We start from the raw sequence: 24,732 nt of genomic DNA on the forward strand, positions 1-24,732 counted from the left end.
GATGGCAAGCGGCCCCGCCCCGCCATATCGGGCGCATGACCGCACCCCTGATCCTGACCCTCGGCTTCGATGCCGCGAGCTTCGCCCGGCTCGACGCGCTGCGCCGGGCGCATTTTCCGCCCGAGCGCAACCTGATCCCGGCGCATCTGACGCTGTTTCATGCCCTGCCCGGCGCCGAGGCCCCCGCCATCGCCGCCACCCTGGCGGTCTGCGCCGCCGCCGCGCCGCCACCCGGTCTGCGCTTCGCCGGGCTGAGATCGCTCGGGCGCGGCGTGGCGCTGCAGGCGGAAAGTCCGGCGCTGCTGGGCCTGCGGGCCGGGCTGGCGCGGCAATGGTCAGGCTGGCTCTCGGCGCAGGACCGTCAGGGCTTCCGCCCTCATGTCACGGTGCAGAACAAGGTGGATCCGCCCGCGGCGCGCGACCTGCTGGACCGGCTCTCGGCCGGCTTCACCCCCTGGGATGCGCGGGGCGAGGCCCTGCTGCTGTGGCATTACCGCGGCGGGCCCTGGGAAGAAGCGGGGCGTTTTCCGTTCTCGGGTTGAAACCGGGATGCCACGCCCGTGCTTGCCGGGGGATGAACGGCCGTTCCGATCCGCATGACTCCTCCGAGGCGCCCGATCCGGAGGCGGCCGGACCTCTGACGCCGAACGAGAAGGAAGAGGTCGAGCAACACGCGCATCTGCGCCCGCTCGCCATCTATGAGGTGGTGCGGCAGGAAGGCGCCGAGGAGCTGGCCCGCCCCGCGCCCAGCCTGTGGTGGTCCGGCGTCGTCGCGGGCCTGTCGATCGGGCTGTCGATCGCCACCGAGGGAACGCTGCACACCCTGTTGCCGGAGGCGCCCTGGCGGCTACTGGTGGAAAGCTTCGGCTACACGGTGGGCTTCCTGATCGTGATCCTGGCGCGACAGCAATTGTTCACCGAGGTAACGCTGACCGCGGTGCTGCCGGTGCTCGCCAAGCCGAGTCGCGGCGGCTTCCGGGCCTTGCTGCGCAACTGGGGCGTGGTGCTGGCCGCCAACCTGCTGGGCACCGCGCTGTTTGCCGCCATTCTGTGGATTCCCGGCCTGCTGCCGCGTTTCCTGGTGGACGGCGCCCTGGGTGTTTCCCGGCACATGGCCGAGCTGTCGCCGATGCAGGCTTTCGGCCGCGCCATCCTGTCCGGCTGGATGATGGCGCTGCTGGTCTGGCTGCTGCCCCTGGCCGAGGCGGCGCGGATCTGGGTGATCGTGCTGGTGGCCTACCTGATCGCGCTGTTCGAGCTGCCGCACGTCATCTCCGGCGCGGTGGAGGTGTTCCTGCTGCTGTTCCATGGCGAGATGACCGCCGGCACGGCGTTGGCCGGCTTCCTGCTGCCCCTGCTGACCGGCAACGTGATCGGCGGCTCGGCCCTGTTCGCCATGGCCGCCTATGGCCAGGTGCGCGAGGAGATGGCGCAGGGTTGAGCGGCTCCGCTCAGCCCTGCCGTTCCCGCGCCAGCAGCGCCTCCTTGCGGGCGATGCCCCAGCGATAGCCGGACAGCGCGCCATCCTGGCGCAGCACGCGGTGGCAGGGGATGGCGACGGCGAGCGGGTTGGCGGCGCAGGCCCCTGCCACCGCGCGCACCGCGGCGGGCGCGCCGATGCGTCGGGCGATCTCGGTGTAGGACACGGTTTCGCCGGCCGGCACCGCCCGCAGCGCCTGCCAGACGCGTTGCTGGAAGGCGGTGCCCTGGATGTCGAGCGGCAGGTTGAGGCCGAGGCGCGGCGCCTCCACGAAGCCCACCACCTGGGCCACCAGGGCCTCGAAGCCGGCATCGCCGCCCACCAGCCGGGCGCGCGGGAAGCGGTCCTGCAGGTCGTCCAGCAACGGTCCGGGCGCATCGCCGATCAGGATGGCGCACAACCCGCGGTCGGTCGCCGCTACCAGGATGGCACCCAGCGAGCAGGTGCCGAGGGCGAAGCGGATCTCCTGTCCCGCACCGCCGGCCCGCCAGGCGCCGGGCGTCATGCCGAGCAGGCCTTCCGCCGCCTCGTAGAACCGCCCGGAGGAGTTGAAGCCGGCCACGTACATCGCCTCGGTGACCGTGGAACTCCGCGCCAGCGCCGCGTGCAGGCGGCGGGCGCGGTGGGCGGCGGCGTAGTCGCGCGGCGTCAGCCCGGTGGCGGCGCGGAACAGCCGGTGGAAATGCGCCGGGCTGAGGCCGAGGCCGGCGGCCAAGGTGTCCAGCGGTGGGGCTTCCTCCGCTGCCTCCATCAGCCGGCAGGCGCGAACCACCAGCGCCGCGTTCCGCGCTGCCCTGGGCGGCTCGTCGGGCCGGCAGCGGCGGCAGGGGCGGCACCCGGTGGCGCGCGCCGCGTCCAGGCTGCCATGGATGCGCACATTCTCCGGCCGCGCCGCGCGGGAAGCACAGGACGGGCGGCAATACACGCCGGTGGTGACCACGGAATACCAGAACAGCCCATCCGCGGCGGCATCGCGCGCCAGGATGCGCCGCCAGCGGGGATCCTCCGCAGTGGGCAGGCTGGCATCGGGGGCATCATCCGGTGCCGGCCGCGGCAGAATACTGAGCATGGCGTGAACTCCTTCCACGGCCCGCATCCTGCCGGAAGCGGAACGCCGCGGCGCTCCGCCGCCTGCCCAGCAATCCGGGATGGGTTGAGCGGCCATTGTACTGCCGCATCACTTGTCAGGATCAAGGGATCGCGACCGGGAAAGCGGGATGCCGGTGCGCGCCCCGTCCACCCCGGCTTTGACGGTGCTTCAGCGGCTCGGGTAGCTCCGCGGAAAGGTGATCTCCTCCGGCGGGCCGGGCGGGCGGATCGGGCCGGGACGGCCGCAGGCGGCCAGCAGCAGCGCCGCCGCCATCAGCAGAAGACTGGCCCGCAGCAGAACCGGGTTCATGCCAGGCGCTCCCGCCATTCAGCCGCCATGCGGCGCACATTCACCGGCGCCGTGCCGCCATAGGAGGTGCGGGACGCGACCGAGGCCTCGACGCTCAGCACGCCGAACACGCCGGAATGGATGCGCGGCTCCTCTTCCTGCATGGCCTCCAGCGACAGGGCCGGCAGGTCGACGCCCTTGGCCTCCGCCCGGGCGACCAGCCGGCCAGTGACGTGGTGGGCATCGCGGAACGGCAGCCGCAGCTCGCGCACCAGCCAGTCGGCGAGGTCGGTGGCGGTGGAGAAGCCGGCGCCCGCCGCCTCCCGCAGCCGCGTCGCGTCCGGCTTCATGTCGCGCACCATGCCGGCCGTGGCGGCGAGCGCCAGGGCGATGCTCTCGGCGGCGTCGAAGATGCCTTCCTTGTCTTCCTGCATGTCCTTGCCGTAGGTCAGCGGCAGGCCCTTCATCACCGTCAGCAGCCCGACCAGCGCGCCGGAGATGCGGCCGACCTTGGCGCGCACCAGCTCGGCGGCGTCAGGATTGCGCTTCTGCGGCATGATCGAGGAGCCGGTGGTGTAGGCGTCGCTCAGCGCCACGAAGCCGAAATACGGATTGGTCCACAGCACGATTTCCTCGGCGAAGCGGGAAAGATGCGTGGCGCAGATCGACAGCGCCGACAGGAATTCCAGCGCGAAATCGCGCGACGCGACGCCGTCCAGGCTGTTGCGCATCGGGCTGTCGAAGCCCAGCGCCGCCGCCGTCATGTGGCGGTCGATGTTGAAGCCGGTGCCGCACAGCGCCGCCGAGCCGAGCGGGCTCTCATTCATTCGTGCCCGGCAATCGCCGAGGCGGGAACGGTCGCGCCCCAGCATCTCCACATAGGCCAGCAGGTGGTGGCCGAGGGTGGTGGGCTGCGCCGGCTGCAGGTGGGTGAAGCCCGGCATCACGGTGGCCGCGTGCTCGTCGGCGCGGTCGGTCAGCGCCCGCATCACGTCGGCGATCTGCCCGTCGATGCCGTCGATCGCGTCGCGCACCCAGAGCCGCACGTCGAGCGCCACCTGGTCGTTGCGCGAGCGGCCGGTGTGCAGCCGCTTGCCGGCCTCGCCGACGCGCTCCGTCAGCCGGGCCTCGATGTTCATGTGGATGTCCTCCAGCGCCTCGCTGAAGGGGAAGGAGCCGGCCTCGATCTCCTCGCCGATGGCCTTCAGGCCCTCCTGGATCGCCGCCTCGTCATCCGCCGAGATGATCCCCACATGGCGCAGCATGGCCGCATGGGCCAGGGAGCCGCGGATGTCCTGCCGCCACATCTTGCGGTCGAACCCGATGGAGGCGTTGATGGCCTCCATGATGGCCGAGGGTCCGGCGCTGTAGCGCCCTCCCCACTGCTGGTTGCCCTGGCTTTGGCTACTGGACCCACTGGGACTGGACAAGGAAGGATCTGCCTCGTGTTGCTGCACCGCCGCTCTCTGCTTTCGCTGCTCGCGGCCGGGCCGACCCTAACCATGCTGCTTCCGGCACGGCAAGGGATTGCCGCCGAACCGGCGGAAGGGCTGGCCAAGCTGAGCCGCACCGGGCCCCGTCCACTGCCGGATTTCAGCTTCACCGATGCGGGGGGTACCGAGAAGCGGGTGGCCGACTTCGCTGGCCGCCCCTTGCTGATCAACCTGTGGGCCACCTGGTGCGCCCCCTGCGTCGCCGAGATGCCGGCGTTGGACCGCGCGCAGCAGGCGCTGGCGGAAGGCTGGACGGTGCTGGCGCTGTCCTCCGACCGGGGCGGCGCGCCGGTGGTGCAGGGCTTCTACGGCCGCACCGGCGTCAAGGCGCTGGGCCTCTGGCTCGACCCGCGCGGCGCGGCGGCCCGGGCGCTCGGGGCGCGCGGGCTGCCGACCTCGGTGATCGTCAATGCTCAGGGCCAGGAGGTGGCGCGGCTGGAAGGCGCCGCAGCCTGGGATCATCCCGAATGGCTGGCCACGCTGAGCGGCCTGGCCGGCGCCGCCTGAACCGCGAGGTTCCCGGCCGCACCCCCTTGGCGGGTACCCGGCGGAGGGCCGACACTGGCGCCTTCATCGAGCAGGAACCTCCCACATGACTGATCCCCTCTGGCGCCTCGGCGCCGCCGATCTCGCCGGCCGCGTCGCCAGCCGAGCCGTGTCCGCGCGGCAGGTGACCCAGGCTGCCCTGGACCGGCTGGCTGCCGCCAACCCGGCCATCAACGCCGTGGTGCAGCACATGCCGGAGGAAGCGCTGGCCGCCGCCGATGCCGTGGATGCCGCCCTGGCGCGCGGCGAAACGCCGGGTCCGCTGGCCGGCGTGCCGGTGACGGTCAAGGTGAACGTGGACCAGAAGGGCCATGCCACCACCAATGGCCTGCGCATCCAGCGCGACCTCGTCGCCACCGAGGACAACCCGGTGGTGGCCAATCTGAAGCGGGCCGGCGCCGTGATCATCGGCCGCACCAACACGCCCGCCTTCTCCCTGCGCTGGTTCACCCGCAACAGCCTGCACGGCGGAACCAAGAATCCGCGCAACCCGGCACTGACCCCCGGCGGCTCCTCCGGCGGGGCCGGCGCGGCGGTGGCGGCGGGGATCGGCGCCATCGCGCACGGCACCGATATCGCCGGCTCGGTCCGTTACCCGGCCTATGCCTGCGGCGTGCACGGGCTGCGCCCGACGCTGGGCCGGGTTCCCGCCTGGAACGGATCAGGTCCGGAGCGAGCCATCGGGGCGCAGATCATGGCCGTGTCCGGCCCACTGGCGCGCTCGGTGACGGATCTGCGGCTCGGGCTGCAGGCCATGAGCGCCGAGGATGCGCGCGACCCGTGGTGGGTGCCGGCACCGCTGGAAGGCCCTGCCGTGCCGAAGCGGGCGGCGCTGTGCATCAGGCCCGAGGGGCTGAACACCGACCCGGCGATCGCGCAGGCGCTGCGCCGGGCCGCACTGGCGCTGCAGGAAGCCGGCTGGAGCATCGTCGAGACGCCCTGCCCGCCGCTGCGAGAGCCGGCGCGGCTGCAGGCCTATCTCTGGCTGGCCGAGTTCCGCCGCACTGCCGCCGCCGCCGTGGCGCGCGAGGATGATGCCGAGGCCCGGTTCATCTACCAGCAGATGGAGCGCCGTGCCGGTCCCTGCGACCTCGACGGCTTCCAGGACGCGCTGCAGGCCCGCGCCGGCCTTGTGCGGCAATGGCAGGTCTTTCTGCGCAACTATCCGCTGCTGCTGCTGCCACCCTGCGGCGAACTGCCTTTTGTGGACGGACTCGACGTCAGCAGCCCGGAAGGATTCGAGCGGGTGATGGAGGCGCAGCTGCCGCAGATCGCCCTGCCGCTGATGGGAATGCCGGCGATGACGCTGGCGACCGGGCAGGCCGAGGGCCCCCATGGCCCCGCGCCGATCGGCGTGCAGCTGGTGGCGGGCCGCTACCGCGAGGATGTGTTGCTGACAGCCGGCGGGGTGATCGAGGCCGCCAGCCCGGCGGTGGTGGTCAGCGAGCCAGGCTGAAGCCTGGCGGGGGATGGGGCCGGCTGGACCCTGCCCCCAGCCGAATGGCTGGGATTGCGCGACACGCATTTTGCGCTGCGGTCACAAGCATGTCGTCCTGAGCATCCCGGCAACAGCGCCGGGCCGCGGCAGAGGGGTCCGGCCTTTGGCCGACAGCCGCTGCCATCAGATCGCCGGTTTCCGGCGGCCTGAGATCCTGCGCGACGTCCGCCGCGCCATGGTGCGTCGCCGGGCTTGCGCCCCGCGGGCGGGTTCCGTGCGGCGTCTTGCCGCGCGGCGCGGCATCAGTCGACCGGGCGACCCTGCGATTGGGCGGCCAGGGCGCGTGCCATCTGGCTGAGCGCTTCCTGATGCTTCTCGTTGGTGATCTGGGCGAAGTTGCGCGCCAGTTCCAGGCACATGCGCTGGCGCATGCCGAGCGGCTGGCTTTCGCCATCCTCCTGCAGGCCCTCGAAGAACCAGGACACCGGAACGGCCAGCACCATGGCGATCTCGAACAGGCGCCCGGCCGAGATGCGGTTGAGACCGCGCTCGTACTTGTGCGCCTGCTGATAGGTCACGCCGATCATGCTGGCCAGCTGTTGCTGGGAGAGCCCCAGCATCAGCCGTCTTTCGCGGATCCGCGCACCGACATGCTTGTCGGCCTGGCGGGCGCGCTGTGTGGAAGTTTCTTCGGGCTCATCACCACCAGGGGTGACGCTGCCCGCGTCGATGTCGGCCATGCTCTACCTGTCAGGCTGAAAAATTGAACAGAACCTAAAATACGAGCCTGAAGCGACTTGTTTATCGTATTTCGTTACCCGCCCGCTAAAAAGCACGTGATGACATGAGAGTTTCGTGACATCACGCTTCTTTGCGTCTGATTAACTCTTCTTGGCCAATTGTTCGCGCAATAGGCGAACTTCAGCCTTCAATGCTGCAACTTCCTCATTCTCGCCTCCCGTGCCGCCTTGTTCGCGCCGCGTAAAGGGCGAAAACAGCGACATCGCCCGCTCCATCATCGCGATGTTCTGCTTGCCCAATTCCTCGAGCCCCGTCATGGGATTGAAGTTGCCCATAGTCTGTTCGACCGATACGCGCATTTGTTCCTGTTGGCGCGCAAAACTCCCCATGGTCATTTCCAGATAACGGGGAACCAGCGATTGGAGGCTGTCTCCGTACAGGCCGATCAACTGCCGCAAAAAGGAGGTCGGCAGCATGCTGCGGCCCTTTGATTCCTCCTCCACAATGATCTGGGTCAACACGCCGCGCGTGATGTCCTCGCCGGACTTTGCGTCGTAAACGGCGAAATCACGGCCTTCGCGCACCATTCGCGCCAGATCGTCCAGCGTCACATATGAGGACGCCTCGGTGTTGTAGAGGCGGCGGTTGGCGTATTTTTTGATAACAACCGTCGGTTTGGTCGGTGTTTCGGTCTGTTGTTGCGCGGCTTCAGACATTCGGCCCTCCCTGATCGCGAATTGCCCAGCCGGTTCGCTGGTTCCTGACGCTACCATGGCGCGGCGTTGGCGCGAACACGATCACGCAAGCGCAGCACGGCGCCCCTTGCGGTTCCTCCACCCTTCCCCAGCCCGGCTCGGGCGCTATGTTCCGGCCGCAGCAACCGGAGACGGCGCGAGAACGGCATGGCGGGATCCGAGGAGCCACCGGGGCGTGAGGGCGGGCCGCAAGGGCCCGAAACACTGGACCAGCTGGCAGAGGATTGGATCGCATTGTGGCAAAGCGAGATCGCGGCACTGGCGGCGGATCGCGAATGGGCGGGAGCCTGGGCGTCATGGGCCGTGCTGGCCGCCCACTGGATGCGCGCGGTTCCGGCTACCCCGCCTCAGGGCTTCCCGACCGGATTCCCCGGGGACGTTCCGGCGCCGGGCTGGGCCGGCCTGGGCCCCGCAGCCGCCGCCCTGATGGCCGGCGCCTTCCCCATCGCCGGCTTTGCCGGACCACCCGCGGCAGCCCCGCCGGAGCCGCAGGGTGACGGCACCGCTGCGCCGCCGCGGTCCACGCCCCCTCCCGCTGCACCTGCAGCTGGCCCTGATGCGGGCCACCCTGGCGATGCAGGCGGCGCAGATGATGACCGAGCCGCCCTCCTGCGGCGCGTCGCCGAATTGGAGCGGCGGCTCGGCATCCCTCCCGTGGCCGATCACCCAGGCGGGGCAGCGGGAGATGCAGCGGATCGCCGCCGCCCTCGCCGTCGCCGGCCACTCGCCTGAGCAGCTGCGGACCGCGGTGGCGCGGCGCCTGGCGGAACAGGACCGGGCCCTGATCGCCGGCATCGCCGCCTATCGCCGTCATCCTTTCGCTCGCGACCTGCCGGACCCGCCGGTGCTGTGGCGCGAGGGGAGTTCCCGGCTGCTGGACTACGGCGGCACGGGTGCGCCGCTGCTGGTGGTTCCTTCCCTGGTGAACCGCTCCTACGTGCTGGACCTTCTGCCGGAGCATTCGATGCTGCGCTGGCTGGCGGCGCAGGGCCACCGCGTGCTGCTGCTGGACTGGGGCTGGCCGGAGCCGGCGGAGCGCGGCTTCACCCTCACCGACTACGTCGCGGGGCGGCTGGAACGTGCCCTCGCCGCCATGCCGGGCGGGCGGGCGGTGATGCTGGGCTATTGCATGGGCGGGCTGCTGGCCCTGGCGGCGGCGCTGCGGCGCCCCGAACGGCTGCGCGGCCTGGCGCTGCTGGCGACGCCATGGAACTTCCACGCGGGGGACACCGCGCCGCGCGCCCAGGCGCTGGCCGCCCTGCTGCCGGGGCTGGAGCCCTGGCTGCAAGCCACCGGCACCTTGCCGGTGGACCTCATCCAGTCGCTGTTCGCCGGCCTCGACCCCTGGTCGCTGGCCAACAAGTTCCGCGCCTTCGCCCGGCTGCCGCAGGACACGCCACGGGCCCGGCACTTTGTGGCGCTGGAAGACTGGCTGAATGACGGCGTGCCACTGGCCGCCCCGGTGGCACGGGAAACCCTGGAGGGCTGGTACGGCCGCAACGATCCCGGCGAAGGCCGCTGGCGGGTGGCCGGCGCGGCGGTGCAGCCAGGGGCGTTGCAGGTTCCCGCCTTTGTTGCCATCCCGCGCGGCGACCGCATCGTTCCCCCCGCTTCCGCCCTGGCCCTGGCCGAGGCCTTGCCGGACGTCCACCACGAGGTGGTGGCCGCCGGCCACATCGGCATGGCCGCCGGCACCCGTGCCGAGGCGGCGCTGTGGCAACCGCTGGACGCCTGGCTCCGGCGGCTGCCGGGCTGACAGAGGCGCCGCTCAGCCGTCGAGGGCGGTCCACTCGGCCACGCGTTGCTCCGGCGCCGGATGGCCGACCACGTCGGACACCACCGCCACCGCGTCGGCCCCGGCCGCCAGGCAGCCCGCCGCGCGCTCCAGGCTGATGCCGCCGATCGCCACCAGCGGCAGCGCGCCGATCCGCCGCTTCCAGGTGCCGAGCCGCGCCAGCCCCTGTGGCGCCCACGGCATCTTCTTCAGCGTGGTCGGGTAGACCGGCCCCAGGGCGACGTAGTCCGGCCCGGCGGCGAGCGCCAGCTCCAGCTCCGCCTCCGAATGCGTGCTGACGCCGAACCGCAGCCCGGCGGCGCGGATCGCGGCGAGGTCGGCTTCCAGCAGGTCCTCCTGCCCCAGATGCAGCCAGGGCAGGCCCAGCTCGATCGCCACCCGCCAGTGATCGTTCAGCACCAGCACCGCGCCGGTGGCGCGGCAGGCCGCATCGGCCGCGGCGGCCTGGCGGCGGATCTCGTCCTCCGCGGCGTCCTTCAGCCGCAATTGCACGAAGCGCGCACCGGCCCTGGCCACGCGCCGCACCCAGCCGGCATCCGGCACCACGGGGTAGAAGCGGGTGGGCAGCATCATGCGCCGAACACCGGCAGGCCGAGCACCGGGGTTGAGGGCGCGGCCATGTCGCGCGCTTCCATCGGATCGGCCTCGAAGGCCAAGCGCCCGGCTTCCACCGCCCGCGCCATGGCGGCCGCCATGCGCACGGGGTCGCCGGCCCTGGCCACCGCCGTGTTCAGCAGCACCGCGTCATAGCCGAGCTCCATCGCCTGCGCGGCATGCGAGGGCAGTCCGATCCCGGCATCCACCACCAGCGGCACGTCGGGGAAATGCGCCCGCAGCGAGCGCAGGGCGTAGGGATTGTTGAGCCCCCGACCGGAGCCGATCGGCGCACCCCAGGGCATCAGCACCTGACAGCCGGCCTCCAGCAGCCGCCCGGCCACCACCAGGTCGGCGGTGGTGTAGGGAAACACCTGGAAGCCCTCGGCGCTGAGGATGCGCGCGGCGTCCACCAGGCCGAACACCTCGGGCTGCAGCGTGTCGTCGTCGCCGATCACCTCCAGCTTGATCCAGGGCGTGCCGAACACCTCGCGCGCCATCTGCGCGGTGGTGACCGCCTCCTTCACCGTGTGGCATCCGGCGGTGTTGGGCAGCACTCGCACGCCGAGGTCGCGGATCAGCCGCCAGAAGCCTTCGCCGCCGCCCGCGCCTTCCCGGCGCAGCGACACGGTGACCACCTCGGCGCCCGAGGCCCGCACCGCCTCCGCCAGCACGGTGGGGGACGGGTATTGCGCGGTGCCCAGCAGCAGGCGGGAACCGAGTTCGGTGTTGTAGACCCGCATCGCCTCAGCCGCCGCCGATGGGGGACAGGATCTCGACCCGGTCGCCTTCCGCCAGGGTGCAGGCGGCGCGGCCGGCGGCGGGGACGAACTCGCCCCGATGCGCCGTCGCCACATGGGCGCCGGCATAGCCGAGCTCAGCCAGCACGGCGTCCAGCGTGACCGCGCGCACCTCGCGCGGCTTGCCGTTGATGATGATGGTCATGCGGTTCCTCCTTCGGGGTCGGCGCCGTCCAGCACCAGGGCGGCGGCGCGCTGCGCCAGCCAGGGGGACAACAGGAAGCCGTGCCGGTACATGCCGTTCAGCCGCAGCACCCGGCCTTCGGCGCGCAGCTGCGGCAGGTTGTCCGGCAGGGCGGGGCGGATGTTGCTGCCGGCCTCCAGGATCTCCGCTTCGGCGAAGGCCGGGTGCAGCGCGTAGGCGGCGTTCAGCAGCTCCATGGCGGCGCGGGCGGTGACGGCGCGGCGATCGGAGCTTTCCACCATGGTGGCCCCGACCATGAATACCCCTTCCCCGCGCGGCACCACATAGAGCGGAATGCGCGGGTGCAGCAGCCGCACCGGGCGGCGCAGCGCGACCTCCGGGCAGCGCAGCACCAGCATCTCGCCCCGCACGCCCCGCAGGGATGGCCAGTCCGGGGCAGCAGCGTGGCCGCGGCAATCCAGCACGTGATCGAAGCCTTCCTGCTCCGCCTCGTCCGCCTCGCCTTCCCGCAGCACCACGCCGCGCGCGGGCAGGTCCGCCGCCAGCGCGGCGAGCGCGGCGCGCGGGTCGAGATGCGCCTCGCCGGCGAAGAACAGGCCCTGGCGGAAGCGGCCGGCGAGGTCCGGCTCCAGCGCCGCGACGCCCTCCGTGTCCAGCGTCTCATGGGCCGTGGTGCGGCGGGCGAAGCGGTGCAGCTCGGCCTGGTCGCGCGGCGGTGCCAGCACCAGGCTGCCGGCGCGGCAGGTGCCGGGGAAATGCTCCCGCCACCAGCCGATGGCGGCGGCGCCCCGCTCGGCCACCAGGGCGGAGGCGTCCGCCGCCTCGCACCAGGGCGCCAGCATGCCGCCGGCGAAATGCGAGGCACGGCTGGCCGCCTCCGGCCGGAAGCGCACCGTCACGGCGGCCCCTCGCCCGGTTAGCACCGTCGCGGCCACAAGACCGGTGACGCCGGCGCCGAGCACCAGGACACGGGGGGATCGGCCGGCGGCAATGAACGGCATGGCGACGCTCCCTCGGGCAGAGATCGCGGCGGAAACAGGACCATGCTGGCAGGCACTGGGCTCCTCCCTCCGCCGGAATGACCCGGATCAGGTTCGATGGGTTCGGCCTGATGCCGTCTCAGCCCGCGACGCGGGCACCCCAGGATTGCGCCGCCAGCCTAGCGCGCCCCGGCCATGCGGCCAAGCGCCGCGCCGCTTGACGCCCTGCCCTTGCCGCCAGGGGGGGTGCGGACGCACATTACGGTGTGACAACGCGGCCGGCGCACCGGCCCACCAGTCCCGAGGAGAGTTCCAGCCCATGAGCGACATCGTCATCGCCTCCGCCGCGCGCACTCCGGTCGGTGCCTTCAACGGCGTCTTCGCGTCCCTGCCGGCCCATGTGCTGGGCCGCGCCGCCATCGAGGCGGCCCTCAGCCGCGCCGGCGTGTCGGCCGACGAGGTGGACGAGGTGATCCTCGGTCAGATCCTGACCGCGGGCGCCGGGCAGAACCCGGCCCGCCAGGCCGCCATCGCCGCCGGCATCCCGCAGGAGCGCACCGCCTTCGGCATCAACCAGCTTTGCGGTTCCGGCCTGCGCGCCGTGGCGCTGGCGGCGCAGCAGGTGGCGACGGGCGATGCCAGCATCGTGCTGGCCGGCGGCCAGGAAAGCATGACCCAGGCCCCGCATTGCGCCAATTTGCGCGCCGGCGTGAAGATGGGCGACTTCGCCATGGTCGACACGATGATCCGCGATGGGCTGTGGGATGCCTTCAATGGCTACCACATGGGCAACACGGCCGAGAACGTGGCGCAGAAATACCAGATTGGCCGCGACGAGCAGGATGAATACGCCTTCCGCTCGCAGCAGAAGGCCGGCGAGGCCATGCGCAACGGCCAGTTCGAGGCCGAGATCGCCGCTGTCACCGTGAAGGGCCGCAAGGGCGAGACGGTGGTGAAGATGGACGAATACCCGAAGCCGGATACCACGCGCGAGATCCTGGCCAAGCTGCGCCCGGCCTTCGCCAAGGACGGCTCGGTCACTGCCGGCAACGCGTCGGGCATCAATGACGGCGCCGCGGCGCTGGTGGTGATGTCGGCGGCCGAAGCGGCGAAGCGCGGCATCACTCCGCTGGCCCGCATCGCCTCCTGGGCCACGGCAGGCGTCGACCCGGCGCTGATGGGCACCGGCCCGATCCCCTCCAGCCGCAAGGCCCTGCAAAAGGCGGGGTGGAATGTCCAGGACCTTGACCTGATCGAGGCCAACGAGGCCTTCGCCGCCCAGGCCTGCGCGGTGAACAAAGACATGGGCTGGGATCCGGAGAAGGTGAATGTCAGCGGCGGCGCCATCGCCCTCGGCCATCCTATTGGCGCTTCGGGTGCGCGGGTGCTGACCTCCCTGCTCTACGGCATGAAGGCGCGCGGCGCCAAGAAGGGCTTGGCGACGCTGTGCATCGGCGGCGGCATGGGTGTGGCGATGTGTGTTGAGGCGGGGTGAGAGCCGGCGCATTGCTCAGGCGCCGCGGCCTTCCAGGGCTTGCCGCGGCGCTGATCTGCCCGCTACCGGCGGGCAAGGCCCTGGCGGCGGAACGCTCCGGCGACGCGGCGTCATCCGATATGGTGCTGTCGGAGCGCCGCCAGATCTTCCAGGGCCATGGCTATCAGGTCTGGCTGCCGGCGCTGCGCCCCGGCTTGCCGGTACCGGCCTTCCTGGAGCGCATGCGGGCCCGCTTCGTGCGGATGAGCATCACGGCTCCAGTCCCCAATGCCGCCATCAGGCCGGGTGACAGCCTGGAGGCCATGCGCCTCATCCTGCGTGCCGCCTATGAGGGCCGGGATCAGGCGGGCCATGCCAGAATTCGCACATCCCCTACGCCCGGTCCGCGCGAAAGGCTGCTCGCCAGCATGCCGCTCCTCGCGCGGCTTGGAATTGAGACGATCGCCATCGTGTGGGATGCGCCGGAAAGCCTGCGGGCTGACCGTGTCGGCAAGGCGGGCCACGCCAGGATCCTGCCGGCTGAGGCGGTGGAGGATTATGCGCGGCTGATCACCGCCCAGTTGCTCGAGATTGAACGGATCTCCCCGGATTGCCTGCCCGCCTATGTCGAGGCACCCAACGAGCCTGAAGGCACATGGTCCACCCAGATCGGCGCCGAGGCCTATGCCGCCTTCATCCGCAGCCTCCGCGCGCAGATGGATGCCGCCGGGTTGCAGCAGATCGGCCTGCTCGGCCCCGGCAACGGCTCGTTGCGCGCGGCCCGCGACTATGTCTGGATGCTACGGCGGCCGGGTGCGCCAGCCATCGATGCCATTGCCGGCTGGTCGGCGCATGTCTGGGACAATCGCATCGATGACGCACCGCCCGTGGTGCATCTCGGCCGCGAATGGCGGGATGCCATCGCCGCCGTGCCTAAGTCCCTCTTCATTACGGAATACAATGCGGATGGCGACCGCTGGAACGAGCCGCCCTTCGCCTGCGGCCCGCGCACCACGGTGCAGAGCCGCTGCAACGGCCTCAGCGCGGATGAGGATCTGCGCTACGGCCTGAACATCGCCCAGCAGAGCCTGGCGCTGATCGCCGATGGTGCGGCCGCCCTGGTGTTGTGGGAAGCGCAGGACCAGCAATGGGGCAAGCGGCTCGGCGCCCTAGATCCAGCGGGGCGCCCGAAGCCGGCGGCCAAGGCGCTGGCCACCTTCATGCCCTTCATCCCGCGCGATGCCAGGGTTCTGGTGCCGCGCGGCGGCGCGCCGGATGGCACGACGCTGTGCGGCTTCCTGGGGGAGGATGGCCGCTTCGTCATGGCCATGGCCGCCACGGGCGCCGATCCCGCGCGCCGCCAGCAGGTGCGGGTGGACCTGGCAGGCCGGCCAGGCGAGATCCGCTGGCGAAGCTATCCAGCGGATGCCGCCGCGGGCATGCGGGCCGAGCAAAGTCCAGACGGCCTGCACCTGTCCTTTCAACCGCAAGCACGGGATTTCGTCGTCTCCGCCACGATGCACATGGCGGAAGGAGGCGGGCGGTAGATCCACCCGCCCGGCACCCTCAGCAGAAATGCGCGCTCAGCAGAAATGCGCGCCCTGGGCCTCCACCGGCACCACGTAGAGCGACTGGCTGGCGCACATGAACAGCTGATTCCGCCGCACGCCACCGAAGCAGATGTTGGCGCAGATCTCCGGCAGGCGGATCAGCCCGATGCGCTGGCCATCCGGGGCGAAGACGTGCACGCCGTCATAGCCATCTCCCACCCAGCCGCCGCCGGCCCACAGATTGCCCGCCGTGTCGCAGCGGATGCCGTCCGCCAGGCCGCTCCTGCCGTCCATTTCCATGCTGGCGAAGGTGCGTGGGTTGCGCAGCGTGGCGCCGTCCACGTCGAAGGCCCAGATGATGTTCTTGGCCTCGGGGTAGTGGCTGCTGCCGGTGTCGGCGACGTAGCAGATGCGGTAATCGGGGCTGAAGCACAGGCCGTTCGGCTTGAAGGGCTGGTCGGCCACCTTGGTCACCGCGCCGCTCTGCCCGTCGATGCGGTACACCGCTTCCTTGATGTAGGGGCGCGGACTGCCATTGTCGGCGCGCGTCCCCTCATAGGCCACCAGCGAGCCATAGCCCGGGTCGGTGAACCAGATCGAGCCGTCCTCGGGATGCACAACGCCGTCATTCGGCGCGTTGAACTCGCCATCCGGCCCGCGTGAGGCCAGCACCGTCAGCGTGCCGTCGGGCTCATAGCGCGCCACGTCGCGGTTCAGGTGGCGCATCGACACCTGCCGTCCTTCCCGGTCGAAGGTGTTGCCGTTGGTGAAGCCGGACGGACTGCGGAACCGGCGGGAGACGTGCTCGTCCTCCTCCGTCAGCCGCAGGCATTCATTGGCCGGAATGTCCGACCAGACCAGGAACCGGCCATTGGCGTGCCAGGCTGGACCTTCCGCCCAGCCCATCCCGGTGTGGAGGCGGCGGATGCGGGCATTGCCGATCTTGGCGGTGAAGCGCTTCGGATCGAGGGCCACGATGTCGGGGTCGGGATAGCGGGTGATCGGCGCGTTGCTGCCGTAGTCGCGGCCCTCCGGCGCCATCGTGCGGCCGCCCTGCCCCGTTCCCTGGGCGCGGGCTCCGGTGATCAGGGCCGGCATCAGCGCCGCCGCCCCGATGGCGCCGCCCAGCAGGCTGCGCCGGGCCGGCAGCGGCCCTGCATCGCCCCGCCGCGGGCGCGCCGCGGGTTCTCCGTCCGGGTGCAGCACGGATCGCTGGTCCGGGCACGATGCGGATCGCTGGTCCGGGCGCGGTGCGGATCGCTGGTCCGGGCGCGGTGCGCCACGCAGCATGGCTGGTTCATTCATGGGGTTCCTCCCGTTTCGCCCCCTGGCGGCCGCCAGGGCGCGGCCCTCACATTCGGGCGAGCGGGATCATGGCCGATGACGGGCCGCGGCCGGCAAATCATCTCCGCGTGCGGCCCAGGCACCCTCGATCACCTTGACCCGGCGGCCCGGCACCTTCTGCGCCGCCTTGGGCATGAGGCCGTAGAGCTCCTTGCGGGCTTCCACCATCACCACCCCGGCGAAGCGCGGCGCCAGCGTGCGGCCCACCGCCTCCCAGGCGCCGGCGCCGCGCAGCATCAGGCGGGATTCGAAGGGCGGCAGGAACAGCGCCTTGTCACGCCGCCCGATGGAGAACAGGTTGCGAGTCAGCAGCCGGGTCAGCTGCCCGGGCGAGTAGGGGCGCCCCTGGCCGAAGGGATTGTTCTCCATGTGCGCCCAGAGGCCACGGCGATTCGGTGCCACGATCAGCAGCGCGCCGTCATCCTTGAGCACCCGCCACACCTCGCGCAGCATGCGCCGCGCATTCTCGGTGTGCTCCAGCCCGTGCACCAGCAGCACGTTGTCGAAGGACAGGTCCGGGAACGGCAGGATGTCGTCCTCGACGCGGGCGCACAGGCCCGGGCCATCGGGCGGCCAGGGCACGGTGTCGGTTTCGGGCAGGCTGGCGCACAGGATGCGCGCCGCCTCCTCCCGCCATAGCCGCAGATAGGGCGCGGCGTGGCCGAGGCCCAGGATCTCCCGCCGTTCCAGCTTCGGCCAGAAGCCGCGCAGCCGCTCGCGCAGGATGCGCGCCGTCACCAAGCCGGTGGCGGAAGCGTAGAAATCCCGGTGGCCGTGGACCTCTAAGTTCATACACTCGATATAGGCCGAGATTCGGCGGGCCGCACAGCCCGCTTCGTCGGCCCCAATACGCCGCAAGGAGAAACGCCATGCCTGTCACCGTCGAGGCCGTCCCCTGCCTGTCCGACAACTACGCCTGGCTGCTGCGCGATCAGGCCACCGGCACCGTCGCCATCTGCGACCCCGGCGAGGCCGCGCCCGCCATCGCGGCGCTGGACGCCGCCGGCGGCCGCTGCGACCTGATCCTGCTGACCCATCACCACGACGACCACATCGCCGGGGTGGAGGAGGTGCGCGCCCGCTACGGTGCCAAGGTGATCGGCGCAAAGGCCGACGCGCACCGCCTGCCGAAGCTCGACCAGGCGGTGGCGCCCGGCGACTCGGTGATGGTGGGCCAGACCCGGGGCGAGGTGATCGACAGCCCCGGTCACACCATCGGCCACATCGCCTTTCATTTCCCGGAGGGCCACGTGCTGCTGTGCGGTGACACCCTGTTCTCGCTCGGTTGCGGCCGGCTGCTGGAGGGCACGGCGGCCGACATGTTCCGCGCCCTGTCCCTGTTGAAGCCGCTGCCGCCCGAGACGCTGATCTGCTGCGGGCATGAATATACCGAAAGCAATGCCCGCTTCGCCGTGACGGTGGAGCCGGACAACGCCGCCCTGCAGGCGCGGGCCGAGGCGGTGCGGGCGTTGCGTGCGGCCAGCAGGCCCACCCTGCCGGTGACCCTGGGCGAGGAAATGATGACCAATCCCTTCCTGCGTGCCGAGACGGTCGAGGAGCTGGGCCGTATCCGCAGCGGGAAGGACAATTTCCGGTAGCATCATGGCCCAGCCCGTCCAGCTCTTTCACGCGCCCACCAGTCCCTATGTCCGGAAGGTCATGGCCTGCATCCTGCTGCGCGGGCTGCAGGGCCGGGTCGAGTTGATCCCGACCCGACCGGCGGAGAATCCAGGGGCGCTGCAGGCGGCCAACCCGCTCGGCAAGGTGCCCTGCCTGGTCACCGCCGAAGGCACCGCCATCTTCGACAGCCCAGTGATCTGCGAATACCTGGACGGGCTGGGCAACGCCCAGCCGCTGTTTCCGTCACCGGGACCGGCGCGCATCGCCAGCCTGACGCTGCAGGCGCTGGCGGACGGGCTGTGCGACGCCGCCGTGGCGCGGCACCAGAGCCGCGCCCAGCAGGAGGACGGCGCCGCGCCGACGCCGCGGCAATCGGCCTTCCAGGAGCGGCAGATGGCGGCGATCCGCCGCGGCCTCGCCGCGCTGGACGCGCAACCGCCGCAGGGCCTGGCCGAGATCGGCGCCGTCGCCGCGGCCTGCGCGCTGGGCTACCTCGACCTGCGCATCCCGGAGCTGGGCTGGCGCGCCATCCATCCCCGGCTCGCCACCTGGCTGGCCAGCGTCGAGGCCAGCCCGGCGCTGGCCCGTACCGCGCCGCCCGCCGGCTGAGGAGTTCCTCCGTGTTCGACCTGCGAGAACCGGGGCTGGAAGCGCGGGCGGTGATCGCCGCGCTCAGCCTGTCGCCCCATCCCGAGGGCGGCCATTACCGCGAGATCTGGCGCGACACCCCCGCCGGCGGGGGGCGCGGCGCCGGCACCGCCATCTACTTCCTGCTGGCCGCCGGGGAGCGGAGCCACTGGCACAGGGTGGACGCCGCCGAGGCATGGCACTGGTATGCCGGCGCGCCGCTCCGCCTCTCGGTGGCCGGCGGCGGGCTGCGGCGCGAGGCCCTGCTCGGTCCCGACCTGTCCGCCGGCCAGGAACCGTTCGCCCTGGTGCCGCCCGATGCCTGGCAGTCGGCCGGGTCGCTGGGGGCTTGGACCCTGGTAGGCTGCACCGTGTCGCCCGCCTTCAACTTCGCGGGCTTCACCATGGCCCCGCCCGGATGGCGGCCCGATGCGCCTGCCGGGGATACGCCCGGCGCAGTCCCGTGAGCGACGCCGGGGCGTGGGACAAGCGCTACGGCGCGGAGCCATGGCTGTTCGGCGACCGGCCCAACCTCTACCTGGAAAGCCTCGCGCCGCGCCTGCGGCCCGGCATGGCGGCGCTGTCCCTCGGCGATGGCGAGGGGCGCAACGGGGCCTGGCTGGCGCAGCAGGGCCTCCGGGTCACCGCGGTGGATTGGTCGGAGACCGGCCTGGGGCGGGCGCGGGACTTGGCTGCCCGCCGCGGTGTCACGCTGGCCACGGTCACGGCTGACCTGACCCGCTGGGACTGGCCGGTGGCGCGCTTCGACCTGATCGCCTGGGTGTTCGTGCACCTGCCGCCGGCCGATCGTGCCCTGGTCGCCGCCCGTGCCTGCCGCGCCCTGGCGCCCGGCGGGCTGCTGCTGCTGGAAGGCTTCGCCCCCGCCGCGGCGGGCCGGCGCGCCGGCGGGCCCAGGGACCCCGCCCTGCTGTGGAGCCGCGACGCCGCGGAAGCCTGCTTCTCCGGCCTGGAGCTGCTGGAATGCCTGGCCGGCACGGTGTTGCTGGAGGAGGGCTCGCGTCACCAGGGCCATGCCGAACTGGTGCGCGGCCTGTGGCGGCGCCCGGCCGCCTGAGGGGCGCGCCCGGCTAGAGCAGCGCGGCGATGGCGTCTTCGATCGCCTCGGGCTTGGTGGCGGGGGCGAAGCGGCGCACCACCCGGCCCTCCCGGTCCACCAGGAACTTGGTGAAGTTCCACTTGATGCCTTCGCTGCCCAGCACGCCCGGTGCCGCCTGCTTCAGCTGGCGGAACAGCGGATGCGCATTGGCGCCATTCACCTCAACCTTGGCGAAGAGCGGGAAGCTGGTGTCGAACCGGGTGCTGCAGAAGCCGGCAATGCTGGCGTCGTCGCCGGGCTCCTGCTGGCCGAACTGGTTGCAAGGAAAGGCCAGCACGCTGAAGCCCCGGGCGCCGAACTTGCGCTGCAGCGCTTCCAGCCCGGCATATTGCGGCGTGAAGCCGCAGCGGCTGGCGGTGTTGACGATCAGCAGGACTTGGCCGCGGAACCCCGCGAGCGGCGTCTCGGCTCCGTCGGCGCGGCGGGCGGACAGGTCGTAAAGCTCGGCCATGCAGGGCCTCCTGTGCGGGTCAGGGGCTTCAGATGGGGTGGCGCCGGATTGTCGCCAGGGCCCGTGCGGAGGCATCGCTCAGCCGCGCGCTACACCCGGCGGTGCCGCGCCGCGCCGGCCGGGCCAGGAGGCCAGCACGCCGCCGCCTGCGACCAGCAGCGCCGCCAGCGCCACGCGCAGGTCCAGCACGCCCTCCCCCGCCAGCAGCAGCAACAGGGTGGACACCACCGGAATGGCATAGGCCAGGGTGCCGAGCAGCCGCGGGTCGCCCCGCTTCATGCCCGCATCCCACAGAAAGAAGGCACCGCCGACGGGACCCAGGCCGAGCAGCAGCACCGCCACCGCCTGCCGCTGATCGGGCAGGACGCTGTGCTCGAAAGCAAGGTGCAGCAGGGCCGCGAGCAGGGCGGCGGCGAGGCAGAAGCCGGTCACCGCCTCGGTGGGCACCGCGGCGAGGCGCCGGGCCAGCACGGAATACAGCGCCCACACCACCGCCCCGGCGGCGGCGCAGAGCAGGCCCGGCCAGGCGCCGGCAGGAAAGCGGGCGCCATCGCCCACCAGGAGGGCGCAGCCGGCGAAGCCCAGCGCCACGCCGCCCAGTCGCCGGGCGCCGAGCGGCAGGCCGAGCAGCGGCGCCGACAGCAGCACGATCAACAGCGGCCACAAATAGTTCACCAGATTGGCTTCCACCGCCGGGGCCATGGCCAGCGCGGCGAAATACAACGCGTGGTAGCCGAACAGGCCGGTCACGCCATGCGCCCAGGCCAGCGGCTTCTGCCGCAGGCGGCCGAGGCGGCCGCGCCAGGCGGTGACCAGGAGGCCGAGCAGCCCCCCCACGGTCATGGCCATGGCGGTCAGCTGCAAGGGCGGCAGGCCGGCACCGAGCCGGGCCAGCAGGCCAAGAAACGCCCAGAGCAGCATGGCGCCGCAGCCCAGCCCGTTGGCGCGGCGGGTGTCGCCGGCGATCAAGGATGCGCCGTCCGGTCCGGCCTATGAGGCAAGGAGCCGCCCTTCCCGAAAACGGGGACGGCGACCGACGCCGCCCCCATACAAGGCTTTGCCAGCTTCCGGCGGAAAACGGAACCGGCTGGAGGCGGGGCGGCAGCCATGCAGGGCGGGAAGCCGGGCCTCCCGCCCCGCAGCGGGTTTAGGCGGCGATCAGCTCGTCCTGCGCCGCCGTCGCGTTGACGTTGATGGCGGTCTCCGGCATCGCGGCCACCGCATCCTGCTCGCTGCCCAGGCCCATGGCGGCGTACATGGCGTCGAACACGTCGGTGTTGTCGAGGTAGTTGTAGCCCATCTCGTTGTAGGCGTAGTTCCCCAGGCCGGGATCGACCTTGGTGGCGGCATCCGACAGCGCCTCGGCACCGGGGCCCTTGGCCCAGATCGGCACCAGCTCATTGGTGTGGTTGCCCGTGTGCCAGGACACGCCCGGCAGCTCACCCTGGCCGTTGTTCTGCACCGGCTGGAAGGCGACCTCGGTGCCATCGGGGCCGAGCAGCAGGCCGTTGCCGTGGTCGGTGGTGACGATCACCATGGTCTCCTCCCAGGAGGAGTTGGTTTCGACCCAGTCGACCACGGAATCGACGGTGTCGTTGAAGGACACCTGCTCCTCGATGATGCGGCCGGTGTCGTTGGCATGCGCCGCCCAGTCCACCGCGCCGCCTTCCACCATCAGGAAGAAGCCGTCCTCGTCCTGGCCCAGCACGTTCAGCGCGCCCTCGGCCATGGTAGACAACTCCGGCACGTTCTCGAGCCGCGGGGTCATGCCCTCACCCTCGCGCGCCTGCTGCAGGGTCTGGTTGTTGCGGAAGGTGCCGAGGATCTTCTCGCCATCGGCCAGCTCGTAGCTGCCATCGGCCAGCGCCTCGAACTGCGCCTTGCTGTCGATGAAGCTATAGTCGCTGTTGCCCGACAGCACCTCGGCAAAGGTTTCCGCGCCGCCGACGTAGCGGTAATCGTCCTCGCTGGTGGGGATGCGGAATTCGCCATTCTCGTCATAGAAGGGATGGCCGGCGCCCATGATCACCGAGGCCTTGCCGCTCTCGATCATCTCCTTGGAGATGCCCTCGTAGTCATTGCGGCTCTCGTTATGGGCGGCGAAGGCGGCGGGCGTCGCGTGCGACCACTGCACCGAGGTGACGACGCCGAGCGCGCGCCCGCTCTCGACCGCATAGTCGCCGATGTTCATCAGCTGCTGGCCGTTGTCGTCGTAGCTGATGGCGTTGTTGTAGGTCTTCACGCCGGTCGACAGGGCCGTGCCGGCGGCGGCGCTGTCGGTCACGTTCTCGCGCAGGTACTCGTAGCCCACGAAGGCCGCGGCGTATTCCTCGTCAAACGTGCCTTCCGCCGGAGCGGCATTCCAGGCCTGGAGCGGATTGTAGCCCGGCGCCTCGCCTTCCGGATTGCCGGCACCATAGGTCGGAGCCGACGAGGTGGTGAGCGGATAGGTGGTCATGTAGCCTTGAACGGGAAAATCGTCATAGGCCTGCTGGCCCAGCGCGCCGTGCTGGTAGTAGCTGGCGGCATCCCAGGTGCCGGGGCTGGCACCATCCGAGACCAACAGGATGACGTTTTTGGCTTGGGCTGGATTGGCGGTCATTTTGACGGGGTTTCCCTGTTCCTGCGGCAGGCGAGCCTGCGCGGGACCGGGTTAACTTCCGTTCATGAATCCGAGATGACATCCGTCCTAAGAAATCGTTAACCCGCGGCCCCATACCGGTTCCGCAACCGCCAAGGCTCAGCCGCGTTGCTGGGCGGGTTCATCCGACGGAGCAAGGCCATGGGATTTCTGCTGCGCACGCTGATCACGGCGGTTGCCTTTTGGATCGCCGAATACCTGATCGACGGCATCAGCTTCAGTGGGCCGGTGGTGACCATCATCGCCGCCATCGTGTTCGGCATTGTCAACGCGCTGATCCGCCCGGTGCTGATGCTGCTGACCCTGCCGCTGAACCTGGTGACGCTGGGTTTGTTCACCCTGGTGGTGAATGCGGCGATGCTGGGGCTGACCGCCCTGGTGATGCCCGGGATGCGGGTGGACGGCTTCTGGGCGGCGTTCATCGGCGCCATCATCGTGGCGCTGGTGTCCTGGGCGGCCAGCAAGCTGATTGCTGACCGCGAGGTGGCGGCGAACCGCTGAGCGCGAACCGGGCGGCGCTTCGCGGCGCCGCCCGGCAGCGGCTGCTCAGTACATGTGCTGGCCGCCATTCACCGACACCGTCGAGCCGGTGATGAAATCGGCCTCGTCGGCGGTCAGGAAGCAGACGCTGCGGGCGATGTCGTCCGCCGTGCCGAGGCGGCCGCGCGGGATGCGGGCAATGATCTTCTGCAGCACCTCCTCCGGCACCGCGCGCACCATCTCGGTGTCGACGTAGCCGGGGGCGATGGCGTTGACGGTGATGCCGACCTTGGCGCCTTCCTGCGCCAGCGCCTTGGTGAAACCGTGGATGCCAGATTTCGCGGCGGCATAGTTGACTTGGCCATACTGCCCAGCCTGGCCATTGATCGAGCCGATGTTGACGATGCGGCCGAACTTGCGACCGTTCATGCCGTCCCACACCAGCTTGCACATGTTGAAGCAGGAGCCGAGGTTGGTGTCGATCACCTCGTCCCACATCTTGCGATCCATCCGCTTCATGGTGCCGTCGCGGGTGATGCCCGCATTGTTCACCAGGATCTCGATCGGGCCATGCTCCGACTCGATCGTGGCAACGGCGTTCCGGCAGGCCTCGAAATCCGACACGTCGAACTTGATGGTCGGGATGCCGGTCCGCTCGGTGAAGGCAGCCGCCGCCGCCTCATTGCCGGCGTAGGAGGCCACGACTTTGCGGCCGGCCTTTTGCAACTGCTCGCTGATCGCCGCGCCGATGCCGCGCTGTCCGCCGGTGACCAGGGCCACTCGTGCCATAGGCTCATCCTCCCTTTCGCTTTGGCGGCCGCCCCGGAGGCGCCGCCCATGCATCGCACCACACCAGCGGTCGGGATGCCACGCCCCCGTGCGGGATCAAGCCCGAAATGGCAAATTCGATAGCATTTTCATGACGTGCGGGGCCGTGCAGAAATGCAACACCGTGCCGGCGGATCGGCCACTTCTACACTTACTGGTTGCAGGCCGTGCTGAATCGTCGTAATCGCGAATTTGTGAAGGCAGGCATCCCCGCCGCTTTCCTTTCAGGCCGGACACGATGACCGCCTTTGCCGCCCCCTCTGCCCGCCACCGACAGGCTGAGCCGACGCGGATCGACCGCACGGCCTTGCTGATGATGCTCTCCTATGTCGAGGCGGAATGCCGCCGCCTGGGTGCCGTCGACGCGGCGCGCCACACGGCGATGGCAGCCGCCCTGTTGCCGGAGGTCCTGGAGGGACCACGCGGGGCCACGACCTCGCTGCAGTAGCAGCGCG

General features: G+C 70.9%; 28 protein-coding genes and 1 riboswitch. Of the genes, 13 read left to right on the top strand and 15 right to left on the bottom strand.

Annotated features, from left to right (window positions below; all coding sequences use genetic code 11):
* Positions 1-35 precede the first annotated feature (35 nt).
* Both D2K64_RS02405 and D2K64_RS02410 read left to right on the top strand, forming a co-directional pair.
* On the top strand, positions 36-542 hold the full coding sequence (locus tag D2K64_RS02405) for a 2'-5' RNA ligase family protein (protein WP_120006274.1): 507 nt from the start codon (positions 36-38) through the stop codon (positions 540-542).
* Positions 543-574: 32 nt separating this feature from the next.
* Entirely contained in the window at positions 575-1,441 is an 867-nt protein-coding gene (locus tag D2K64_RS02410) for a formate/nitrite transporter family protein (protein WP_120006276.1), read from the top strand.
* Between the two features lie 10 nt (positions 1,442-1,451).
* Here D2K64_RS02410 and ada read toward each other — a convergent pair whose 3' ends face one another.
* The 3 genes from ada to argH all read right to left on the bottom strand — a co-directional run bounded on the left by ada (position 1,452) and on the right by argH (position 4,204).
* Positions 1,452-2,549 carry a bifunctional DNA-binding transcriptional regulator/O6-methylguanine-DNA methyltransferase Ada gene (gene ada / locus D2K64_RS02415; RefSeq protein ID WP_120006278.1) on the bottom strand — a complete coding sequence of 366 codons (1,098 nt, stop codon included), beginning with the start codon at positions 2,547-2,549 and terminating at the stop codon, positions 1,452-1,454.
* Between the two features lie 189 nt (positions 2,550-2,738).
* Entirely contained in the window at positions 2,739-2,879 is a 141-nt protein-coding gene (gene lptM, locus D2K64_RS24895) for an LPS translocon maturation chaperone LptM (RefSeq protein WP_162306130.1), read from the bottom strand.
* Entirely contained in the window at positions 2,876-4,204 is a 1,329-nt protein-coding gene (gene argH, locus D2K64_RS02420) for an argininosuccinate lyase (RefSeq protein WP_238383959.1), read from the bottom strand. Before argH ends, lptM begins: the two co-directional genes overlap by 4 nt.
* Before the next feature lie 99 nt (positions 4,205-4,303).
* Between argH and D2K64_RS02425 the strand changes: the two genes are divergently transcribed.
* Entirely contained in the window at positions 4,304-4,858 is a 555-nt protein-coding gene (locus tag D2K64_RS02425; RefSeq protein WP_120006777.1) for a TlpA family protein disulfide reductase, read from the top strand.
* Positions 4,859-4,943: 85 nt separating this feature from the next.
* Complete coding sequence (locus D2K64_RS02430) at positions 4,944-6,353, top strand: amidase family protein (protein ID WP_120006282.1); 1,410 nt, start codon at positions 4,944-4,946, stop codon at positions 6,351-6,353.
* 284 nt (positions 6,354-6,637) lie between these two features.
* Here D2K64_RS02430 and D2K64_RS02435 read toward each other — a convergent pair whose 3' ends face one another.
* Positions 6,638-7,075: a helix-turn-helix domain-containing protein gene (locus D2K64_RS02435; RefSeq protein WP_120006284.1), complete on the bottom strand. Its 438-nt coding sequence runs from the start codon at positions 7,073-7,075 to the stop codon at positions 6,638-6,640.
* A 141-nt stretch (positions 7,076-7,216) separates the two neighbouring features.
* Complete coding sequence (gene phaR, locus D2K64_RS02440) at positions 7,217-7,792, bottom strand: polyhydroxyalkanoate synthesis repressor PhaR (protein ID WP_120006286.1); 576 nt, start codon at positions 7,790-7,792, stop codon at positions 7,217-7,219.
* 532 nt (positions 7,793-8,324) lie between these two features.
* On the opposite strand from phaR, the gene D2K64_RS02445 reads away from it, so the two are divergent.
* On the top strand, positions 8,325-9,587 hold the full coding sequence (locus D2K64_RS02445; RefSeq protein WP_238383960.1) for an alpha/beta fold hydrolase: 1,263 nt from the start codon (positions 8,325-8,327) through the stop codon (positions 9,585-9,587).
* A 12-nt stretch (positions 9,588-9,599) separates the two neighbouring features.
* On the opposite strand, the gene D2K64_RS02450 is transcribed toward D2K64_RS02445, so the two are convergent.
* From D2K64_RS02450 to D2K64_RS02465, 4 genes are read right to left on the bottom strand one after another with little or no spacing between them, the layout of a single operon-like run.
* Positions 9,600-10,199 carry a thiamine phosphate synthase gene (locus D2K64_RS02450; RefSeq protein ID WP_202910436.1) on the bottom strand — a complete coding sequence of 200 codons (600 nt, stop codon included), beginning with the start codon at positions 10,197-10,199 and terminating at the stop codon, positions 9,600-9,602.
* Complete coding sequence (locus D2K64_RS02455; protein ID WP_120006288.1) at positions 10,196-10,963, bottom strand: thiazole synthase; 768 nt, start codon at positions 10,961-10,963, stop codon at positions 10,196-10,198. Before D2K64_RS02455 ends, D2K64_RS02450 begins: the two co-directional genes overlap by 4 nt.
* Positions 10,964-10,967: 4 nt before the next feature.
* Positions 10,968-11,165, bottom strand: a complete 198-nt coding sequence (gene thiS / locus D2K64_RS02460; protein WP_120006291.1) for a sulfur carrier protein ThiS — start codon at positions 11,163-11,165, stop codon at positions 10,968-10,970.
* On the bottom strand, positions 11,162-12,166 hold the full coding sequence (locus D2K64_RS02465; protein ID WP_120006293.1) for an FAD-dependent oxidoreductase: 1,005 nt from the start codon (positions 12,164-12,166) through the stop codon (positions 11,162-11,164). The genes thiS and D2K64_RS02465 overlap by 4 nt, the downstream gene beginning before the upstream one ends.
* A gap of 47 nt (positions 12,167-12,213) precedes the next feature.
* Positions 12,214-12,318, bottom strand: a riboswitch (TPP riboswitch).
* A gap of 146 nt (positions 12,319-12,464) precedes the next feature.
* Between D2K64_RS02465 and D2K64_RS02470 the strand changes: the two genes are divergently transcribed.
* Positions 12,465-13,640: an acetyl-CoA C-acetyltransferase gene (locus D2K64_RS02470; RefSeq protein ID WP_120006295.1), complete on the top strand. Its 1,176-nt coding sequence runs from the start codon at positions 12,465-12,467 to the stop codon at positions 13,638-13,640.
* 11 nt (positions 13,641-13,651) lie between these two features.
* Positions 13,652-15,166 (top strand): hypothetical protein, encoded by a 1,515-nt coding sequence (locus tag D2K64_RS02475; protein ID WP_120006297.1) that lies wholly within the window; start codon positions 13,652-13,654, stop codon positions 15,164-15,166.
* Between the two features lie 36 nt (positions 15,167-15,202).
* On the opposite strand, the gene D2K64_RS02480 is transcribed toward D2K64_RS02475, so the two are convergent.
* Both D2K64_RS02480 and D2K64_RS02490 read right to left on the bottom strand, forming a co-directional pair.
* Positions 15,203-16,375, bottom strand: coding sequence for an SMP-30/gluconolactonase/LRE family protein (locus D2K64_RS02480; RefSeq protein ID WP_238383961.1), 1,173 nt, complete (start codon positions 16,373-16,375; stop codon positions 15,203-15,205).
* 165 nt (positions 16,376-16,540) lie between these two features.
* Positions 16,541-17,305: a methyltransferase domain-containing protein gene (locus tag D2K64_RS02490; protein ID WP_120006301.1), complete on the bottom strand. Its 765-nt coding sequence runs from the start codon at positions 17,303-17,305 to the stop codon at positions 16,541-16,543.
* Between the two features lie 77 nt (positions 17,306-17,382).
* Here D2K64_RS02490 and gloB point away from each other — a divergent pair, with 77 nt between their 5' ends.
* Genes gloB through D2K64_RS02510 form a run of 4 tightly spaced genes read left to right on the top strand, consistent with a single transcriptional unit; the run spans position 17,383 to position 19,835 of the window.
* Positions 17,383-18,111, top strand: coding sequence for a hydroxyacylglutathione hydrolase (gene gloB / locus D2K64_RS02495; protein WP_120006303.1), 729 nt, complete (start codon positions 17,383-17,385; stop codon positions 18,109-18,111).
* 4 nt (positions 18,112-18,115) lie between these two features.
* Positions 18,116-18,742: a glutathione S-transferase N-terminal domain-containing protein gene (locus tag D2K64_RS02500; RefSeq protein ID WP_120006305.1), complete on the top strand. Its 627-nt coding sequence runs from the start codon at positions 18,116-18,118 to the stop codon at positions 18,740-18,742.
* 11 nt (positions 18,743-18,753) lie between these two features.
* Positions 18,754-19,227 (top strand): cupin domain-containing protein, encoded by a 474-nt coding sequence (locus D2K64_RS02505; RefSeq protein WP_120006307.1) that lies wholly within the window; start codon positions 18,754-18,756, stop codon positions 19,225-19,227.
* Positions 19,224-19,835: a class I SAM-dependent methyltransferase gene (locus D2K64_RS02510; protein WP_120006309.1), complete on the top strand. Its 612-nt coding sequence runs from the start codon at positions 19,224-19,226 to the stop codon at positions 19,833-19,835. Before D2K64_RS02505 ends, D2K64_RS02510 begins: the two co-directional genes overlap by 4 nt.
* A 13-nt stretch (positions 19,836-19,848) precedes the next feature.
* Here the strand turns inward: D2K64_RS02510 and D2K64_RS02515 are convergent, their stop codons facing one another.
* The 3 genes from D2K64_RS02515 to D2K64_RS02525 form a co-directional block, all read right to left on the bottom strand.
* Positions 19,849-20,328, bottom strand: a complete 480-nt coding sequence (locus tag D2K64_RS02515; RefSeq protein WP_120006311.1) for a glutathione peroxidase — start codon at positions 20,326-20,328, stop codon at positions 19,849-19,851.
* A gap of 78 nt (positions 20,329-20,406) precedes the next feature.
* Positions 20,407-21,297, bottom strand: a complete 891-nt coding sequence (yddG, locus tag D2K64_RS02520) for an aromatic amino acid exporter YddG (protein ID WP_238383962.1) — start codon at positions 21,295-21,297, stop codon at positions 20,407-20,409.
* Between the two features lie 178 nt (positions 21,298-21,475).
* On the bottom strand, positions 21,476-22,930 hold the full coding sequence (locus D2K64_RS02525) for an alkaline phosphatase (protein ID WP_120006313.1): 1,455 nt from the start codon (positions 22,928-22,930) through the stop codon (positions 21,476-21,478).
* A gap of 180 nt (positions 22,931-23,110) precedes the next feature.
* Here D2K64_RS02525 and D2K64_RS02530 point away from each other — a divergent pair, with 180 nt between their 5' ends.
* Positions 23,111-23,470: a phage holin family protein gene (locus tag D2K64_RS02530; RefSeq protein ID WP_120006315.1), complete on the top strand. Its 360-nt coding sequence runs from the start codon at positions 23,111-23,113 to the stop codon at positions 23,468-23,470.
* Positions 23,471-23,515: 45 nt separating this feature from the next.
* Here D2K64_RS02530 and phbB read toward each other — a convergent pair whose 3' ends face one another.
* Complete coding sequence (gene phbB / locus D2K64_RS02535) at positions 23,516-24,238, bottom strand: acetoacetyl-CoA reductase (protein WP_120006317.1); 723 nt, start codon at positions 24,236-24,238, stop codon at positions 23,516-23,518.
* A gap of 277 nt (positions 24,239-24,515) precedes the next feature.
* Here phbB and D2K64_RS02540 point away from each other — a divergent pair, with 277 nt between their 5' ends.
* A complete protein-coding gene (locus D2K64_RS02540; protein WP_120006319.1) occupies positions 24,516-24,725 on the top strand; it encodes a hypothetical protein in 210 nt (69 codons plus the stop codon).
* The last annotated feature ends 7 nt before the right edge of the window (positions 24,726-24,732 follow it).

The organism is Teichococcus vastitatis, assembly GCF_003604215.1.
GTDB lineage: Bacteria > Pseudomonadota > Alphaproteobacteria > Acetobacterales > Acetobacteraceae > Pseudoroseomonas > Pseudoroseomonas vastitatis.

Excerpts from the sequence above, each read along its gene's own strand:
- D2K64_RS02405 (WP_120006274.1), top strand. The coding sequence starts at position 36 with ATGACCGCACCCCTGATCCTGACCCTCGGCTTCGATGCCGCGAGCTTC.
- D2K64_RS02410 (WP_120006276.1), top strand. The coding sequence starts at position 575 with ATGAACGGCCGTTCCGATCCGCATGACTCCTCCGAGGCGCCCGATCCG.
- ada (WP_120006278.1), bottom strand. The coding sequence starts at position 2,549 with ATGCTCAGTATTCTGCCGCGGCCGGCACCGGATGATGCCCCCGATGCC.
- lptM (WP_162306130.1), bottom strand. The coding sequence starts at position 2,879 with ATGAACCCGGTTCTGCTGCGGGCCAGTCTTCTGCTGATGGCGGCGGCG.
- argH (WP_238383959.1), bottom strand. The coding sequence starts at position 4,204 with ATGGAGGCCATCAACGCCTCCATCGGGTTCGACCGCAAGATGTGGCGG.
- D2K64_RS02430 (WP_120006282.1), top strand. The coding sequence starts at position 4,944 with ATGACTGATCCCCTCTGGCGCCTCGGCGCCGCCGATCTCGCCGGCCGC.
- D2K64_RS02435 (WP_120006284.1), bottom strand. The coding sequence starts at position 7,075 with ATGGCCGACATCGACGCGGGCAGCGTCACCCCTGGTGGTGATGAGCCC.
- phaR (WP_120006286.1), bottom strand. The coding sequence starts at position 7,792 with ATGTCTGAAGCCGCGCAACAACAGACCGAAACACCGACCAAACCGACG.
- D2K64_RS02450 (WP_202910436.1), bottom strand. The coding sequence starts at position 10,199 with ATGATGCTGCCCACCCGCTTCTACCCCGTGGTGCCGGATGCCGGCTGG.
- D2K64_RS02455 (WP_120006288.1), bottom strand. The coding sequence starts at position 10,963 with ATGCGGGTCTACAACACCGAACTCGGTTCCCGCCTGCTGCTGGGCACC.
- thiS (WP_120006291.1), bottom strand. The coding sequence starts at position 11,165 with ATGACCATCATCATCAACGGCAAGCCGCGCGAGGTGCGCGCGGTCACG.
- D2K64_RS02465 (WP_120006293.1), bottom strand. The coding sequence starts at position 12,166 with ATGCCGTTCATTGCCGCCGGCCGATCCCCCCGTGTCCTGGTGCTCGGC.
- D2K64_RS02470 (WP_120006295.1), top strand. The coding sequence starts at position 12,465 with ATGAGCGACATCGTCATCGCCTCCGCCGCGCGCACTCCGGTCGGTGCC.
- D2K64_RS02490 (WP_120006301.1), bottom strand. The coding sequence starts at position 17,305 with ATGAACTTAGAGGTCCACGGCCACCGGGATTTCTACGCTTCCGCCACC.
- gloB (WP_120006303.1), top strand. The coding sequence starts at position 17,383 with ATGCCTGTCACCGTCGAGGCCGTCCCCTGCCTGTCCGACAACTACGCC.
- D2K64_RS02500 (WP_120006305.1), top strand. The coding sequence starts at position 18,116 with ATGGCCCAGCCCGTCCAGCTCTTTCACGCGCCCACCAGTCCCTATGTC.
- D2K64_RS02515 (WP_120006311.1), bottom strand. The coding sequence starts at position 20,328 with ATGGCCGAGCTTTACGACCTGTCCGCCCGCCGCGCCGACGGAGCCGAG.
- D2K64_RS02525 (WP_120006313.1), bottom strand. The coding sequence starts at position 22,930 with ATGACCGCCAATCCAGCCCAAGCCAAAAACGTCATCCTGTTGGTCTCG.
- D2K64_RS02530 (WP_120006315.1), top strand. The coding sequence starts at position 23,111 with ATGGGATTTCTGCTGCGCACGCTGATCACGGCGGTTGCCTTTTGGATC.
- phbB (WP_120006317.1), bottom strand. The coding sequence starts at position 24,238 with ATGGCACGAGTGGCCCTGGTCACCGGCGGACAGCGCGGCATCGGCGCG.
- D2K64_RS02540 (WP_120006319.1), top strand. The coding sequence starts at position 24,516 with ATGACCGCCTTTGCCGCCCCCTCTGCCCGCCACCGACAGGCTGAGCCG.